Origin of the sequence: Thermoanaerobacter thermocopriae JCM 7501 (assembly GCF_001310975.1) — a bacterium.
In the GTDB taxonomy this organism is placed as follows: Bacteria; Bacillota; Thermoanaerobacteria; order Thermoanaerobacterales; family Thermoanaerobacteraceae; genus Thermoanaerobacter; species Thermoanaerobacter thermocopriae.
The window spans coordinates 87,369-101,756 of record NZ_BAZY01000008.1; the positions used below are offsets into that span (position 1 = coordinate 87,369).

Sequence of the window (14,388 nt, forward strand, 5' to 3'; positions counted from 1 at the left end):
TTAAACTGTGGTGGTGAAAATGGAAGAGATAAACAACGGATTGAAAATACTTAAGCTTTTAAAACAAATAATGGATATTATAAAGCATTCTATGAAATACGAATGCAAAGATTTTGACATTACAAGTCTTCAAGGAATGCTTATGGGCATTTTGGCTCATTATGGGGCAATGAAGGTGAGCGACTTAAGTCAAAAATTAGGGCTTTCTAATAGTACTGTTTCTGGAATTATTGACAGATTAGAAAAGCAAGGTTTGGTAGAGAGGACGAGAAGTACTAAAGATAGAAGAGTTGTTTATGTGAGTGTGACTTCTAAGTTCAAAGACACTTTCCAAAAGCACTTCAAAGAAGCGGAAAGGAAATTTGAGGAATTAATCAGCAAAGCAAGTCCAGAAGACCTTAACAAAATAATAGAAGGATTGGAATCACTGAAAAAAATATTGGAAAAACAAAATGATTTGCACTGAGAATTAAAGAATTAGTTCTCACTAAGGAATATCGAAAGATCTTGAGGCAAATTTTTAAAAGGAGAAGATGGTGATATGGTAAAACTGGCAAAGTATTTAAAACCATACGTTCTTTTACTTTTTTTAGCAGTGTTCTTCATATTTGTTCAAGCGATGAGTGATTTGTCATTGCCTGACTATATGTCAAAAATGGTCAATGTTGGAATACAGCAAGGTGGCATAATAAATGCAGTGCCTGAGGCTATAAGAAAAAGCGAAATGGATAAACTTTTGCTATTTGTTACACCTGAAGAAAAGGGAGAGATATTAAACGACTATACATTAGTAGATAAATCCAGTGTTGATTATAATAAATATATAAAAAAATATCCCATTCTTTCAAAAGAACCTGTATATGTGCTTAAAAATATAGATAGCTCAGAGATTGACAAAATAAACTTGAGTTTAGGAAAAGCTTGGCTTGCTGTTAAGGGTATTGAGCAAGCAAAGGCTAATGCAAAAAACGGAAGTATAGAATTCGATGGAAAGAAAATACCGGCAAATGTAGACCTCTTTTCTATGATGTCCCAACTGCCAGAGGAACAGCTTCTTAAAGTAAGAGATGAAATGAATAAAAAGTTTGCTTCTTTGGGAGACAATATGGTTATACAAGCTGCAACAATGGCTGTAAAAGATGAATACAAGGCAATTGGCATAGATACAAACAAAATTCAAACTGATTACATTCTTCATACTGGCCTTATAATGCTATTGATAACTGGACTGAGTGCATTAAGCACTATTATGGTAGCATTTTTTGCATCAAAGGTGGCAGCGGCAGTTGCGAGAGATTTAAGAAGAGATTTATTTGCAAGAGTAGAAAGCTTCTCTAATGCAGAATTCGATAAATTTTCTACGGCTTCTTTGATAACAAGAACTACAAATGACATTACACAAATACAAATGCTTCTTGTAATTATGATAAGAATGGTCTTTTATGCGCTATAATGGGTATAGGCGGAGTATTTAGAGCTCTTAGCAAAAGTGTTTCGATGTCTTGGATTATAGCTTTAGCAGTAATAGTACTTTTAGGCATAATATCAGTGTTATACTCCATTGCGATGCCCAAGTTTTTGTTAATGCAAAAATTGATTGATAGATTAAATTTAGTTACTCGTGAAAACTTGTCAGGAATAATGGTGGTAAGGGCTTTTAATAATCAGAAATTTGAAGAAGAACGTTTTGACAAAGCTAATCAAGATATTACAAAAGTAGGACTTTTTGTAAATCGTGCCATGGCTGTTATGTTTCCATCTATGATGCTTGTGATGAATGGAGTTACTCTTTTAATAGTGTGGGTGGGAGCTCACCAAATACAAAATTCCGGCATGCAAGTGGGAGACATGATGGCATTTATGCAATATGCTATACAAATTATCTTTGCATTTTTGATGTTTTCAATGCTTTTTATAATGATTCCAAGAGCATCTGTGTCGGCAGAGCGTATCGCTGAGGTTTTGGCTACAGAGCCTTCTATAAAAGACCCACAAAATCCAAAACAATTTAATGAAAATATGGCTGGAAGTATAGAATTTAAAAATGTATCTTTTAAATATCCTGGCGCAGAAGAGTACGCTTTAAAGGATATAAACTTCAAGGTTTTACCAGGGCAGACAGTAGGAATAATAGGTAGGACAGGTTCAGGGAAGAGCACTTTAGTCAATTTAATTTTGAGATTTTATGATGCCACGGAAGGACAAGTTTTAGTGGATGGGGTAGATGTGAAAGAAGTAAGGCAGGAGGACTTGCGAAGCAGAATAGGATATGTACCTCAAAAAAGTTGGCTTTTCAGTGGTACAATTAAATCGAATTTAAAATACGGAAATGACCAGGCTACTGACGAGGAAATAAAAGAAGCAGCAGAAATTGCACAAGCAATGGAATTTATAAATGAAAAGAGCAAAAAGTTTGATTCAGAAATTGCACAGGGAGGAACCAATGTATCAGGAGGACAAAAGCAGAGGCTTTCTATTGCCCGGGCTCTTGTTAAAAAGCCTGAAATATATATTTTTGATGAAAGTTTTTCGGCTCTTGATTTTAAAACAGAGTCAGCTTTAAGAAAAGCCTTGAGAGAAAGATTAAAATCAAGCACTGTTATAATTGTATCACAAAGGGTGTCAACTCTTTTACATGCAGATCAAATAATAGTGCTTGAAGAAGGGAAAATTGTGGGCATAGGGAAACACAAAGAACTACTTAAAAACTGCCAAACTTACAGACAAATAGCTTTATCACAGCTGTCGGAGGGGGAATTGGCGTGAGTGAAAATAAAAGAATAGACCCCAAACATATGCCCAGACTTCGCGGGCCAGGAATGGGAGGTGGCCCCCATGGCATGGTTCGCGGTGGAGAAAAAGCGCGAGATTTTAAAGGTACAATGAAAAAGTTGATAAAATATTTATCAGTTTATAAATTTTCTATAATAAGTGTATTTATATTAGCAGCGCTTAGTGCTTCCTTCTCCATTGCGGGTCCTAAAATACTCAGTAAAGCCATAACCAAAATTTTTGAAGGTGTAATGGATAAGATAACGGGGAAAGGCACTGGAATAGATTTTGAATATGTAGGAAAGATAATTTTAATTCTCATAGGTTTATACGGTTTAAGTGCCTTATTTGGGTATTTGCAAGGATGGATAATGTCTGGGGTTGCAATGAAAGTTACCTACAGGTTTAGAAAAGAAATTTCAGAAAAAATTAATAGGTTGCCTCTTAAGTATTTTGAGAGCACAAATCAAGGAGAGATACTGTCTCGTATTACAAATGACGTGGATACAATTACTCAGACTCTTAATCAAAGTTTAACTCAGATAATTACTTCTGTGACGACAGTAGTAGGCGTTTTGATTATGATGTTTACCATAAACTGGCTCATGACTTTAGTAGCGATTTTGATAATTCCTTTGTCTTCTTTGGTAATTACCTTTATTGTCAAACATTCACAAAGGTATTTTAGAGAGCAGCAGGATTATTTAGGACATGTAAATGGTCATGTAGAGGAAATGTATGGAGGTCATAATATAGTAAAGGCTTTTAATGGAGAAAAAAAGAGCATTGAAAAGTTTGATGTATTAAATAACACTTTGTACGGAGCGGCTTGGAAATCACAGTTTTTGACAGGTATTATGATGCCTCTTATGAATGTAATAGGAAACTTGGGCTATGTGGCAGTTACAGTTTTGGGTAGTTGGTTGGTTATAAAAAATGCAATAGAAGTAGGGGATATTCAGGCGTTTATACAGTATATCCGCTCTTTTACACAACCTATTGCTCAGATTGCAAATATTTCTAATATACTGCAACAAACTGCTGCTTGCGCAGAAAGAGTATTTGAATTTTTGGAGGAGGTAGAAGAAGTTCCAGATAATCCACAGCCTGTAAAAATTGAAGATATAAAAGGGAATGTGGAGTTTAAAAATGTTCGTTTTGGATATAGATCTGATAAAATGGTAATAAATAACTTTTCTGCTTCTATTAAAGCAGGACAAAAAGTTGCAATTGTTGGTCCTACTGGAGCAGGAAAGACTACTATAGTGAAACTTTTAATGCGCTTTTACGATGTGAATGAAGGAGCTATTTTAATTGATGGTCATGATATAAGAGATTTTACGAGGGAAGATTTGCGTTCACTTTTTGGCATGGTACTTCAAGATACATGGCTTTACAATGGTACTATTATGGACAATATAAGATATGGTCGTCTTGATGCTACTGATGAGGAAGTTATAAAGGCTGCTAAGGCAGCTTATGTGGATCATTTTGTAAAGACTTTGCCGGGTGGCTATAACATGGTATTAAATGAAGAGACCACAAATATTTCTCAAGGGCAAAAGCAGTTACTAACCATAGCAAGAGCTATTTTGAAAGATCCAAAAATTCTCATACTCGATGAGGCTACAAGCTCTATAGATACACTTACAGAAGTACAAATACAAAAAGCTATGGATTACCTTATGAAAGGACGCACAAGCTTTATAATTGCTCATAGGCTTTCTACAATACGAGATGCTGACTTGATCCTTGTCATGGACCATGGAGATATTGTAGAGCAAGGTACACACGAAGAGCTTCTTAAAAAAGGTGGTTTCTATGCGAACCTTTATAACAGCCAGTTTGAAAAAGAAGAGGAGATGGCAAGTTAATACCATTTGATGTGTGTGCAAAACATAAGCAACCTACAAAGTTTGGTTATCCGCACTTGATAATTATTCTTGACACAGATTACAGAAAATGATAAATTAAAGGTGAAAACAAAATAGGTGGTTATGTCCGCTGGGGGAGCCTTAATGGCTGAGATGGCATTGATGCCAAACCCTTAGAACCTGATGAGGGTAATGCCTCCGTAGGGAATGCGGCTCAAAAATACCGCATTTCGCGGTATTTTTTCAGCGAACATAGCCTCCTAAAAAATGGAGGTGTTTTTGTTTATGTCTTATTTTTTAAGTATTTTTTCTGATTTTGCCAAAATAAAGCCAGTGACTTTATCGGTTTTATTGGCAATTTTATTGCTAGCTTTTCTTTTATATCTTATGCGAAGAAGTGTCAAATTTGACACAAAAATGCTTGTATATGGTGCACTTTCAATTGCTATTTCTTTCGTGCTGTCTTATATAAGATTTTACCACTGGCCTCAAGGTGGTTCTATTACACCTGCCAGCATGTTGCCCCTTTTTATCTTTGCCTACTATTATGGACCAGGTCCTGGTGTGATTGTAGGAATGACATATGGATTTTTACAACTTATTCAGGACCCATTTATAGTCCAATGGGTGCAAGTACTTCTCGACTATCCGCTGGCCTTTGGTGCTTTAGGACTTGCTGGCTTTTTTAGAAAAAACCTAAGTTTGGGAATTTTAGTCGGTGGATTTGGACGATTTTTCTCTCATTTTTTATCAGGTGTATTTTTCTTTGCAAGCTATGCGCCAGATGGAATGAGCCCTATAGTTTATTCACTTTTAGTCAATGGAAGTATAATAGGTGTGGAAGTTGCAATATGTTTTGTGGTTTCGTTAATTCCTCAAGTTAGCAATGCTATCGAGGAAATTAAAAAGAAAGCAACTATTTAAAGGGGGTATTTCCCCTTTTTATTTTTTACAGTGAATAGCTAAAATAATAGTAGAATATTTTGTAAGAAGAAATTTAACATAAAATTAACATTTCTATAATGTTTTTTTAATGTTATCATAAGATAATTTAGTCAAAGTTTTTAGAGAAAATCCATTGTAACTAGAAGGGTCATAAAAGAGTAGCAAAGCTTTTAAAAATACGATAATATATATAGTAAAATGAAACTGTAGGGGGATTTTACTGATGCAAATAAAAAAAGTACTTCTTGACAAGGATAAAAATATTTTTTCTATATAAATGAAAGAATAAAATGTAATATTTTAGACAAAATAATGCCAAAAATAACTCATATAGGTGGGCCTTTTTTTACAATATTTTCTTGCTTATTTTTAATCTTTTTTGGAAAAAACGAAGTGAAAGCCTCTGCTTTAGAAGCTTTAACAGCGCTTGTAAGTAGTCATTTGTTTGTTCAACTTTTAAAAAGAAAATATACAAGGCCAAGGCCTTATATGGTATTAGCTAACACAAACACTTTTAAACATCTTTTAAAGGATTATTCTTTTCCTTCAGGCCATGCTACTGCCAGCTTTTCACTCGCTATAACCTTTTCAATGTTTTTTCCAAGCCTTACAGTATTTTTAATTTTACTTGCAGTACTTGTGGGATTTTCAAGAATATATATGGGACTACATTATCCTTCAGATGTATTAATGGGTTCTACAATAGGCATTACTTTTTCTTATTTAACTCATTTTATAGGGACAAGGCTGTTTTTGTAAAAAAATTTGAAAAAGATTGACAGAATTAATTGATTTTGTTAGAAAAGATGTTGATGAAGTTTTGGCACAATTAGGTACGGATAGAGAGGGATTGACTACTTTAGATGCTATCCAAAATTTTGGAGCAATGGATGTGCTTTGTACTGACAAAACTGGTACTTTGACATTAAACAAAATAGTTGTAGAGAAACATCTTGACATACATGGGAATGAAGATGACAGAGTTTTAAGACATGCATACCTAAACAGTTTTTATCAAACAGGTCTAAGGAACTTGATGGATGTAGCCATTTTAGAGTATGGAGCTGAAAAGGGTTTTAATGGTTTGGAGAAAATATATAAAAAAGTTGATGAGGTACCCTTTGATTTTGTAAGGCGGAGGATGTCTGTAGTTTTAGAGAGCGAAGGTGGAAAAAGGCAGCTTGTAACGAAAGGCGCTGTTAAAGAGATGCTTTCCATATGCGAATACGCTGAGTACAAAGGCGAAGTAGTTCCTTTAACAGATGAAATACGCCTTATACAAAGCATTGCTTCATGGCCGCTATTGCTTTTTACCTCAGCAGCTGTTACAGTAGGAACGATTGTGCCATTTACTTCTTTTGGAGCGAAGCTTGGAATGATGCCTCTACCGGGGATATACTTTTTGTTCTTAATAGCTACGCTTCTTGCATACTTGACTTTGGCACAATATGTTAAAGGGAGATTTATAAAAAGATTTGGAAACGTGCTATAACATTTTTTAGACAACGGATACAGACAAGTAGAAATATTTCAAAACATAAGCAGGAGAAATCCTGCTCTTTTTAACACATCACATTATAAAATTAAAATGTTACAACAATGTTACAAAATATAAAATTTTGGTAAACAAAGAAGGAATTTATATTAATATGTAGAAATAGTATAATATGTAGGAGTAGTATAATAGGAGGGATAATATGGGGGAGGTAATAAGATTTGAGACACATAAAGACCCTTTGAACAATCTTGGGGGAGATGTTCAAAAAGAGGATTAACGCCGGATAAAAAATTAATAATGTTGAATAATGTAAAACTTATTAAGGATAACAAAAGAGAGTCACTAATTAAAGCTTTTCACAAAAGCGTTGAAAATTTAAGAGGTGTCAATAGTTTCAAAAATTTTTTATTTTTGTTGACTGACGAAGAAGGCGTAATATTAGAATTAATTTTACCTTATGATAATACCAATTTTTCTTTAAATGAAAGCATGATGTTAAAAGAAGAAATTGCAGGGACAAATGCAGTATCACTAGCGATAAGAGAGAAGAATATAGCGGTTGTAAGAAAAGAACAGCATTACATTGAAGATTTAAAAAGATTAAATTGTATTGCTGGACCTATTTTTGATAAAAAAGGAAATTTGATAGGGATAGTACATGTCTTCTGAAAATGAGCTTAATGATATTTTTGTAGCAATAGCATTTTTACTGACAAAGTATATAGAAATATAGAGATACTCAAGCTTACGGCAGAAGGGAAAACAGATAAAGAAATTGCAAAAACAATCAACATGTCACTAAGTAATATAAAGTAATCACAAAAGGAAAATTTTTAAGTTGTTGGGAACAAAGAATGTAAAGGACTGTGTGTACAAAGCAACAAAGTTAGATTTAATATAAGGCGTTTGAAAAGACGTTTATACTAAAGTGTCAATTTAGTAAAAAAGAGAATGTTAAAGTTGTACTTTAGTACAAATTTTAGAGGAAAAGAAACTCAATTTTATACTAAAGTACAAAAGTAAGTGCTATTTTAGTAAAAATTTATACTTTTGGAACATGACGATGGAAATAATATACCATGGATATAGAAGGAACTACCGGTAGTCTTTAGAATTATTAAAAAGGAGAGGGTTAAAATAAACACATGTTAGAGTGAGTCATTTAGGAATACTTGTAGCTGCAGAATTCTATGCAGATTTTGTATTAGTAAATGGTGGTGATGATTATATCAGTAAAGTTTATGATTATGCAATAGCTATGGTTGGGACTTATTCGCTTACATCATTTGGAATAAATAAAGCGCGCGAAGACATTTCTGGACCTGCTTATGCAACTTTAGAATGGGAAGGAACGACATTAGAAAATTTGTTTACAACTACCTTTAGGTTGAGGTTATATGTTGGAAATGATGGGTATTATTCGCTGGCTAACTACTGATAAGGAGGTGTTTTATTGTTCCCCTATATTCTTATTTTTTCAATTGTAACAATTATAGTATTAGTAGTAAATATTGTTATTTTAGTCTTTGTGATTAAGCTCTTTAGGCTTTTGTATGAGCAATACAAAAGTAGGTGTGTGTTTATTGTAAAATAAAAATGGACGAAGTTGCAAAGAAACAGAATTTGGAATGTCGTTAGAATTCAAATGTGTAATTATACTATTACTATGTAAATTTAGAGATTTTGTATATATTTTTGTATATGTTTAAAATTGAAAATTTATAAAGTAGCTCAAACAAAAGGAACCGTCCCCATTGTTTGATTCCTATAAAGAAAAACTAAGATATTAAGAGAAAATGAAAGATAATAGAAGGAGGTATTTAAAAGTGTTACGGAAATATACCGTTTATTTAATTATTTTTGTAATTACTTTTACTTCTGTATTATCATTTTCGGTTAATGCTAAAGCAGATTCTCTTACTCACAAAGAAACAAAATACCTTTATATATGGTTTTATCCTGTAGAAAACAGAGCAATTGTACCTTTTGTTCAAACAATAATAGTAGATGTTGGTTATTTTTATGACATTAGTGGGAGAGACATAACTGTGACACAAAGTTTTTTATCAGGAACAGCTGTAAATGGAAGAAATATGCCTTTCAGTGAGACAATAAATTTATTGCATATTAAATGGTATAAAAATAATTCTTTGTATACCACATTAGAAAGTTTCACATACCCGCCTATAATTATTTCTCCTGATAATATAGTGAAATATGGTGTTAACTATACTAATTTATTTTTTGATACATTTTCAGATACGTGGAAAGAGGAAGGAACTATACAGGTGATAGCCCCAGAAACACTGAACATATGGAAGACATTTAGTAGTAGCTTAGAGCAATAAAAAGTTTATAGGTAAAATTTTAGATAATGAAATATATACGGGAGGTTTGTAAAATGAGTAAAAATAGAAAAATTTTGTTGATGATAGTTTTATTAATAACAATTTTGGCTGCATCTATTATTACAGCAGCTGGTTCAAATCCTTGGTTTTTGCTCGGGAAAAATAGTCTAAAATATGAGAAAGACAGGGATGTTATAATAGCAAAAGTTGGAAACACAAAAATCACAAAAGAAGATATTGAAATGCAGATATTATTTAATAAATTCCAAAAAGAAGTATTAAATAGGAAATTATCTGAATTACAAAATAGTAACCTAAATATTAATTCTTTTTTGAGTGTAGACGTGAGTAGAAAAGATATATTAAATAAATTGATCGATGAAGCTATATTATATGAAGAAGCACAGAGGCAGGGTTTAAATGTTACCTATGATGATGCTAAAAAATTTATGGAAAATACAAGGTATATTATGAATGCTATTGCAAAAGGGGAATTAAAATGTGAAAATCAAAAAGAGGCAATGGAAGAAATTTATAATTTTAAAGCATATATTAAAGGATTGGGAATGTCTGAAGATGAATATTGGAACGAAATAATAGTTTATTACCAAAAAATACTTTCAATAGGGAATTTGAAAAATAAAATTATATCAGCAATGTCTGAAAAGGATAAAAACGATATAAATAAGGTTAATGAATTTTTTGAAAAGTATAAAAACGAGTTACGAAAAAAATATAAGATAGAAATATTAGATGGTAAATTTTTACAACAATAGATTTCCTCATGCTAATATTATTGGGAACTCTTTATCCCAAGTGCGGAAGGGAGGTGTTGTGTTGTTTTAAAAAGGCATAATTTAGTAAAGGGAAAAGAGCTTAAGTTTAGTGAGAAAATGAGATTTTCTAATTTTGATTAAGTTAATTACAAAATATTGAGATAGGGTGAATTGATAAATCGAGGTTGTGGAGTTTAAAGTAAGAAATTAAAGGTGTGATGGAAATAAAAATGGATGAGAAAGTAAAAGTTATTATATTAGTGATGATAATTTGCTTTGCTGCTATTTTAATTAAAAATCTGTATGATTATAGAATAAAGACCATTGATGAAGCAATTGGGTTTAATCTTGATGGTGTTTAAAAGTAGAGATATTGAAAGATGGACAATCTAAAATAACAGAAGATGAAGAAAAAATCAAGGAATTAACCGGATGGTTAAGAGAATACAAATATAAGATGAATAGCAATGTAAAGGGGAGAATAGATTTTTCTTATTATGCAATCAATTTTTATTATCATGGGAAAAGTGGATTTATAGCCTTTGATGAAAAAAATAAGAAAAGTATAATTATAGTAAATGGGTATACGTATAATATTGTTGGAGAGCCAATTGAAAAGGATTATTTGCAATCTTTTTGGCAATCTATTAAGTAAAGAATAGTAAGATTGGAAAAGTCTGATGAAAGTTAAATAAGGTGGGAAAAGAGAGGGCTTTTTTAAAAGAGCCCTCTCTTTTATATTCATTATTGAGTTTTTCCGTCTTCTAAATTAATTTCTTTAGAAATTTCATGAAGCATCTGGGGTGTTAATCTGATGTCAAAATGAGTTAATTCATAGTATTTTGTGGACAGACAAAGGGGACGGTTTCCTTTGTCTGAAATTTAAAAAGCCTGGACAGAAAAGTATTGTCTGGGCTTTTTTGTAAATTTGTGAAAACAAGAGAATATCCTACTGAGATGGAAAGTAAATTAAGGAAGTGATTTTACATAATAATAGAATTAAAGTAAAATGGTGCTGTGGGATACAAAATCATTATAACTACCAGTGGAATTATAAGAGCTAATAGATACCTGTAATTTACTGAGTATTTGCCTTCTTTTTTATTTTTATCTAAAAAAATGTAGGATGGTCAGTAAAATTCCAAATGCGAAATAAACTATTACAAAAGTGTACATGTTTAGTTGGGGATTGTATGTAACTGATGATTTGGGATATCGCTATAGTGTTAATTGAAAATTTCAAAAAAATAAATCGAACAAGAGGAACCGTCCCTGTTGTCCGTTGTCTGTTTACTGTTTACTAAAGTGTAAATTTATTAAAAAGTTGTACTTTAGTACAAATTTTAGAAGAAAAGAAATTAAATTTTATACTAAAGTACAAAAGTAAGTGCTATTTTAGTAAAAATTTATACTTTTGGTCAATTGACATGACGTTGGAAATAGTATACCATGGATATAGAAGGAACTACCGGTAGTCCTTAGAATTATTAGGAAAGGAGTTGAAAGTGTTAGAAAAAGAAAATATTTTAGATAATAACATGTTAAAAAATAATACAGGTGGTGTTAATAATGGTAAAAAAGTCTTTAAATATTAAAAAGTTAATTTTATTGTTTGCAATTGCATTGTTTCTTTCAATTTCAACTTTGAGTCCAGCCTCTGCTACCGATTTAAAAATTTCGAATTTAAACAATAAAAAATTAATGGTTAATTCACCTCAAGAATATGAATCTTATTTAATCCAAAAAGCCAATAATAGTAATAGTGAAGAAAAAAATGCTATTATAAATGCGCTATATAAATACAAATCTTTAACAAAAGATAAGCAAGAAAAATTCATTGAAATAATTAATAATAAAGAACTAATGAGGGATGTGTTTAAAGCATTAGGAGATAGCGAAAAAGAAACCTTTTTAGGTGGTGATATAGTAGTTGATAATAGTATTGATAAATTACTAGATAAAAGAGATTATACAATTTCTAGTTCATCAATTGAACTGACTACTGCAACATATAAACGCTGGGTAGAAGTATTTGGAATAACCGTATTTGAAACAACCTCATGGGTTAAGTATGAACATGATAATTATTCAATATTAAGTATAGTTGGATATGATCATGTTGTATCAAGAAATTTATTAGCTCCAGCCTGGTCGTATTCGTGGAGTGGAAAAACTGCTTGGATTTTTGGGGATAAAGCATATTCTACTGCAGATTTAACTATGATAGATTTAGGAATTCCAATCCAGACTGTTCAAGTTGGAGTGTGGGGTGATATTTACAACAATGCTGGAGGATGGGTAAATAAATTATAAAATATTTAAAAGTATTAATTCGCGTGGTGAAGATTAATTTTTCAGAACATTAACTTTTCAAGACGAATAATTAAAGGATTCTGGACATTTAAAGTTTCAGTTTAAATATTTTTGGATGTTGTTTTTATAAATTACTGCATATTACAAAGTTAACGCTTTGTAATATGCAGGAGCATTAATTTTGTAAACTGTATTTATTGCCGTTAAGTAATCAGATTTTTATTAGAGAGGAGATATTAAACCATGTTTAAAAGATTTAATAAATTAAGTAGTAAATCAAAACGAATAATAGGGATAATTATGGGCTGATAGTAAGTTGTGTTGTAATATTTGTAATTATACTAGAACTCATAAGGATATATGCTGGATAAAGTATGACAAAAGACAAGGGGAGGTTCATTTGTCTGGATTTTAAGCAAAAATATCCACATCCACTGGAAGAAATATAAAAGGGACAAGTAAGAATAACTCGAAACAGTGGCAGGAAATTCCTGCTCTTTTATTTTTTTCTTTAAATGTTGCATTATAAAATCAAAGTATTACAACAATGTTACATAAATATTACAATTTAGTAAACAGAGGAGGAATTTGTAAAGATATGTAGAAGTAATATAATGGGAGACAATAGGGGGAGTGAGAAATTTGTGAAATTCAATAAGGGATTTTTCAACTGGGCAGCGTGGTTAACTTTGTTGTTGGCTTACGTACTTCCATATCAATCAACAGATGGGTTTGCCATCCATTATGGATATCCTTTTGCCTTTTTGACTACTTATAATGATAATTTATTAAAAGCAAAAATTACATTATTGACATCAACAAGTTTCAATATGGGTATATTTGCTATAGATGTAGTAATAATTTATTTTGCAATCTATTTTGCTAATGAATTATTGATTAAATGGAAAAGTAAAAAATCCTAATAATTGAAGGAGTATGATGATGATATTATTTATAAAATGATCGGCAGGGCACAAGGCAGCCTGATTATGTGTTATAGCTTAGCTTTAATATTGGAATACATCGGGTTATGGAAATATATAGCAAGTTTATGGGGATAAAGTCAATGCAACGATGGATATTTGAGACAAAAGTCATTTTAGGTGATGACAATGAATAAATGGTTTTACAAAAACAAATACATTATACATATAGTTTTAATAGTTATTTATGTTTTATGGGTAATAAATTACTTTTATCCAGTATTGCGCTTTAAATTTTCCCTATTGAATTATATTTTTGCATTATGCGTGCAAATGATACCAATAGTTCTACTAATTAATGGCTTTCTGTTTAAGCATAAGATTTGTAAAATATTGAACAGCATCTTTTTTGCAGCACTATCTTTATTGAGTATGGCAATTGAAATTGTTATTTTAATAGGTATTTTTACTTTAAGCTGGAAGAGTGCATTTAAGCCTATCCATGATGTCAAATTTACATCCTATTCTGTTGTAGCATATAGAACAAATGGAGGTGCCACAACGAGTTATGGAATTGTAGTAAGACAGGAAAAAGAGATTATTAAGGGAATTTTATTAGTTAAAAACCTGTACAGCAAGTACCCTATGTACGATGTAGAAATGAATAAGATTGGTGATAATCAAATTGAAATAAATGGTGAGAAGATATATTTAAAAAGGAATGTGTACATAACTGAAGGTTAAAAGGATCTAATCAGAGGGGGAATTAGATGAAAAAAAGAGTAATATTTTTATTGGCCTTGGTTGCCATTTTAGCTTCGGCTATGATCCTTTTTGCAAAATTTTCATTATCCGAAAAATCTAGTAGAGAAGAAATAGTTGTAACTCCAGACATATTTGGAAGAGTGAAATTGAATGGAGGGTGATGATAGAATTGAG

General features: G+C 31.5%; 13 protein-coding genes, 3 pseudogenes and 1 riboswitch. All 16 genes and pseudogenes read left to right on the forward strand.

Annotated features, from left to right (window positions below; translation table 11 throughout):
• The first annotated feature begins 19 nt into the window (after positions 1-19).
• The 16 genes and pseudogenes from JCM7501_RS05170 to JCM7501_RS12910 all read left to right on the forward strand — a co-directional run bounded on the left by JCM7501_RS05170 (position 20) and on the right by JCM7501_RS12910 (position 14,375).
• Positions 20-466: a MarR family winged helix-turn-helix transcriptional regulator gene (locus JCM7501_RS05170; RefSeq protein ID WP_028992351.1), complete on the forward strand. Its 447-nt coding sequence runs from the start codon at positions 20-22 to the stop codon at positions 464-466.
• Positions 467-541: 75 nt separating this feature from the next.
• A pseudogene (locus JCM7501_RS05175) lies at positions 542-2,766 on the forward strand (ABC transporter ATP-binding protein).
• Positions 2,763-4,646, forward strand: a complete 1,884-nt coding sequence (locus JCM7501_RS05180) for an ABC transporter ATP-binding protein (protein ID WP_028992353.1) — start codon at positions 2,763-2,765, stop codon at positions 4,644-4,646. Before JCM7501_RS05175 ends, JCM7501_RS05180 begins: the two are co-directional and overlap by 4 nt.
• Positions 4,647-4,768: 122 nt before the next feature.
• Positions 4,769-4,871, forward strand: a riboswitch (TPP riboswitch).
• A gap of 60 nt (positions 4,872-4,931) precedes the next feature.
• Positions 4,932-5,570: an energy-coupled thiamine transporter ThiT gene (gene thiT, locus JCM7501_RS05185; protein ID WP_028992354.1), complete on the forward strand. Its 639-nt coding sequence runs from the start codon at positions 4,932-4,934 to the stop codon at positions 5,568-5,570.
• Positions 5,571-5,814: 244 nt separating this feature from the next.
• Positions 5,815-6,350, forward strand: a pseudogene (locus JCM7501_RS05190) (phosphatase PAP2 family protein).
• Positions 6,351-6,450: 100 nt separating this feature from the next.
• Positions 6,451-6,864 (forward strand): annotated as a pseudogene (locus JCM7501_RS05195) (magnesium-translocating P-type ATPase); the annotation flags it as partial.
• A 522-nt stretch (positions 6,865-7,386) separates the two neighbouring features.
• A complete protein-coding gene (locus tag JCM7501_RS14275) occupies positions 7,387-7,758 on the forward strand; it encodes a hypothetical protein (RefSeq protein ID WP_256201170.1) in 372 nt (123 codons plus the stop codon).
• Between the two features lie 484 nt (positions 7,759-8,242).
• The gene (locus JCM7501_RS05205; protein ID WP_012996097.1) at positions 8,243-8,527 is read left to right on the forward strand and encodes a hypothetical protein; all 285 of its coding nucleotides are present in this window, start codon (positions 8,243-8,245) and stop codon (positions 8,525-8,527) included.
• A 388-nt stretch (positions 8,528-8,915) separates the two neighbouring features.
• A complete protein-coding gene (locus JCM7501_RS05210; protein WP_028992356.1) occupies positions 8,916-9,437 on the forward strand; it encodes a hypothetical protein in 522 nt (173 codons plus the stop codon).
• A gap of 53 nt (positions 9,438-9,490) precedes the next feature.
• Positions 9,491-10,213 (forward strand): SurA N-terminal domain-containing protein, encoded by a 723-nt coding sequence (locus JCM7501_RS05215; protein ID WP_012996095.1) that lies wholly within the window; start codon positions 9,491-9,493, stop codon positions 10,211-10,213.
• 218 nt (positions 10,214-10,431) lie between these two features.
• Positions 10,432-10,575 carry a hypothetical protein gene (locus JCM7501_RS14280; protein WP_255549817.1) on the forward strand — a complete coding sequence of 48 codons (144 nt, stop codon included), beginning with the start codon at positions 10,432-10,434 and terminating at the stop codon, positions 10,573-10,575.
• 11 nt (positions 10,576-10,586) lie between these two features.
• Positions 10,587-10,868, forward strand: coding sequence for a hypothetical protein (locus JCM7501_RS05220; RefSeq protein WP_245599077.1), 282 nt, complete (start codon positions 10,587-10,589; stop codon positions 10,866-10,868).
• 914 nt (positions 10,869-11,782) lie between these two features.
• Complete coding sequence (locus tag JCM7501_RS05225; protein ID WP_028992357.1) at positions 11,783-12,526, forward strand: hypothetical protein; 744 nt, start codon at positions 11,783-11,785, stop codon at positions 12,524-12,526.
• A 644-nt stretch (positions 12,527-13,170) separates the two neighbouring features.
• Entirely contained in the window at positions 13,171-13,449 is a 279-nt protein-coding gene (locus tag JCM7501_RS05230; protein ID WP_012996089.1) for a hypothetical protein, read from the forward strand.
• Between the two features lie 333 nt (positions 13,450-13,782).
• Positions 13,783-14,193: a DUF5412 family protein gene (locus tag JCM7501_RS14285; protein WP_409373526.1), complete on the forward strand. Its 411-nt coding sequence runs from the start codon at positions 13,783-13,785 to the stop codon at positions 14,191-14,193.
• A 26-nt stretch (positions 14,194-14,219) separates the two neighbouring features.
• Positions 14,220-14,375, forward strand: a complete 156-nt coding sequence (locus tag JCM7501_RS12910) for a hypothetical protein (protein WP_156202101.1) — start codon at positions 14,220-14,222, stop codon at positions 14,373-14,375.
• Positions 14,376-14,388 lie beyond the last annotated feature (13 nt).

What these genes read in the sequence shown, in the direction of transcription:
- JCM7501_RS14285 (WP_409373526.1), top strand. Translation starts at nt 13,783, where the DNA reads ATGATACCAATAGTTCTACTAATTAATGGCTTTCTGTTTAAGCATAAG.
- JCM7501_RS05170 (WP_028992351.1), top strand. Translation starts at nt 20, where the DNA reads ATGGAAGAGATAAACAACGGATTGAAAATACTTAAGCTTTTAAAACAA.
- thiT (WP_028992354.1), top strand. Translation starts at nt 4,932, where the DNA reads ATGTCTTATTTTTTAAGTATTTTTTCTGATTTTGCCAAAATAAAGCCA.
- JCM7501_RS14275 (WP_256201170.1), top strand. Translation starts at nt 7,387, where the DNA reads ATGTTGAATAATGTAAAACTTATTAAGGATAACAAAAGAGAGTCACTA.
- JCM7501_RS05225 (WP_028992357.1), top strand. Translation starts at nt 11,783, where the DNA reads ATGGTAAAAAAGTCTTTAAATATTAAAAAGTTAATTTTATTGTTTGCA.
- JCM7501_RS05215 (WP_012996095.1), top strand. Translation starts at nt 9,491, where the DNA reads ATGAGTAAAAATAGAAAAATTTTGTTGATGATAGTTTTATTAATAACA.
- JCM7501_RS12910 (WP_156202101.1), top strand. Translation starts at nt 14,220, where the DNA reads ATGAAAAAAAGAGTAATATTTTTATTGGCCTTGGTTGCCATTTTAGCT.
- JCM7501_RS14280 (WP_255549817.1), top strand. Translation starts at nt 10,432, where the DNA reads ATGGAAATAAAAATGGATGAGAAAGTAAAAGTTATTATATTAGTGATG.